The organism is Paenibacillus sp. P5_B5 (assembly GCF_056400365.1).
Map to the genome: position 1 here is coordinate 1 of NZ_JBFULK010000060.1, position 527 is coordinate 527.

Consider the following 527-nt stretch of genomic DNA (forward strand, 5'->3'; position numbering starts at 1 on the left):
CCGAGAATGACAGTTGGTAATATTATTGCTGAAGGGATCGATATTCACAATTTATATACCGGTAAGAAACGTAAAGATCGTGTAAGAGATATTCTACAAGCGGTAGGTCTTAATGAAGAGCATATGAATCGATTCCCGCATGAATTCTCAGGCGGTCAACGTCAGCGGATTGGTATCGCCCGTGCACTTGCGATCGAACCACAATTTATTATTGCGGACGAACCTATTTCTGCACTCGATGTATCCATTCAAGCGCAAGTTGTGAATTTGTTCAAGAATTTGCAAAAGGAATTTGGCTTGACCTATTTGTTCATTGCGCATGATCTTTCGATGGTGAAGTATATTTCCGATCGAATTGGTGTAATGTATCTCGGAAATCTGGTGGAGGTTACTTCATCAACTGAGCTATACGCCAAACCACTTCATCCCTACACAGAATCATTGCTAGCTGCGATTCCAATTCCTGACCCTATTATTGAACGTAACCGAGAACGTATTATATTAGAAGGTGAAGTGCCATCTCCATT

At 41.2% G+C, this 527-nt stretch carries 1 protein-coding gene; it reads left to right on the plus strand.

Features of this window, described 5'->3' with window-relative positions; genetic code table 11:
- The coding region (locus AC1DOK_RS24535) for an ATP-binding cassette domain-containing protein (RefSeq protein WP_477556889.1) at positions 1 to 527 on the plus strand (527 nt) is incomplete at both ends.